Source organism: Photorhabdus australis DSM 17609 (assembly GCF_000711895.1).
GTDB lineage: Bacteria > Pseudomonadota > Gammaproteobacteria > Enterobacterales > Enterobacteriaceae > Photorhabdus > Photorhabdus australis.
Genome location: NZ_JONO01000120.1, coordinates 1 through 1,892, shown reverse-complemented (window position 1 = coordinate 1,892; position 1,892 = coordinate 1). Strand labels below are relative to the sequence as shown.

Sequence of the window (1,892 nt, the reverse complement as noted above, 5' to 3'; positions counted from 1 at the left end):
TGGATACAGAAGGATGCTCAGGGGAATAAAGGTAAACTCGTCGAGAATAGATCGGCAACAATAAAAACCGTGAAGGGCGATTTAGTTGTCAGGACCCAAAAACTGAATAATACACGCGATGTTTTTATTGTTAAAAATAATGAGTTAACGCCAGATTCAACAGATAAAAACCTGATTATTAATGAAACGAAAACCTATGATTTTGGAAACCCGGTTATTCATGAGGCTGAATTAATCACTCCACTTCCTGATAAATGGTTTGGACGTGTTGATTTTGGCAAAGATAATACTACAGATGGGGGAATTCATATAAATCACGCCAGAAATGAAACCATCATTTCTGACAGTAAGCCGCCTGGAGTGATAGCATCGGGAAAGAACATGTATATCAACAGTGATGAGCTATTGAATTTTGTCAGTAAGATGAGTGCCGGTAAAGATATTTTCTTGACAGGAATTAAATTTATTAATGAAAGCAAAATAACCGGCGTGCTAAATAATTATATTGTATATACTGAGAAGGACACCAAAGGTAATATATCTTCCCAGGGCGACGTATATATTAGAACAGACTTTGACAGATCAGGAAACGTTAAAACATGGGAGGATGAAAAAAATATTATTGAACCGGCCAGTGTTGTTGCTGCCGGTAATCTTATCGCTGATTTTAAAGATAATATTGATATTCGCACACCACTCCCCTATGACATAAATGAAATGTCCCAAATCACTGTTGCAGGTGGTTATGATACGTTATCTGCTAAAAATATTGTCTTAAACTCAGGGAAAATCAACAACAATAATATTATTAAAGCTAATAACGATATCACTATTTTAGCAACTGACGCTGTTACATTAAACACCGGGGAAGTTATTTCTGGTGGTGATGTCTCTATGATCGCCGCCAATAATGTTGATGTATTGCAGAGTAAAATCAAGGGAAAAAACATTACTGTTATCAGCCGTAATGCTGATTTGAAATTGCAAAGCAATGAGACTGCCGGATATTTCAACCATGACGGCAATCGAATAATCAGCAGCATTGAGGCAACAGGTGATTTATTGCTAAACGCAGGTAAGAATATTATTCTGCGGGATGTGTTTTTAACTAAAAGTAATCATATTACCTTGACGGCAAATAATGATATTACCGTTGATAATAACAATGCAGTACTGTTATCACATAAACGAATTGGCCGTATTATCGCTTACATTAAGGAGCAGGAACTTTTTAATCACATGTTATCTAAAGTAGGTAAGCTGGATGCAAAAAGTTCTATTGTGATTAATGCCGGCGGAAATTTATCTGCTAAGCGTCTTCGTTTCTCCGCAGGAAAAGACATCAATTTAACTTCTGCAAAAAGTATTGATCTGGCTCCCCGTGAATTATCTCCTCCACTGAGTAAATTATTCCCTTCATCACGTTCAGGAGAATTAAGCAGCCGATTAACCGCAGGAAATAATATCAGTGTTATCAGCGGCACAGATATTAACGGAAAGGCGGTTCAGATACATGCAAACGGGAATGCATTATTATCTTCTGGAAGGAATATCACACTTCTGCCCCTGCTTTACTCTGCTATTGCTTACAATGACGATGACAGACCTGAGCATTATGATGAATATAAAGACGATAGAAATTATGGCGCACAAATCCGTGGTACTAAAAAGCTGACAATGGCTGCCAATGGCGCCATTACCACTGTGGGTTCAAAGCTACTTTCTGATGGTGACATAACGATTACCTCTGGTGGTGATATACGTTTCGAGTCGGCTAGGGATCACTTCTACAAAGATCGCGCTGATTATTTCAAAGATAACAGCATCACAGAAACTTATACTCAACAAAGTACTGAATTAACCAGTGGTGGTGTGTTAACCGTCCTTTCAAA

The 1,892-nt window shown here is 37.8% G+C and carries 1 pseudogene; it reads left to right on the top strand.

Annotated features, from left to right (window positions below):
• A pseudogene (locus tag BO26_RS18350) lies at positions 1-1,892 on the top strand (DUF637 domain-containing protein); the annotation flags it as partial.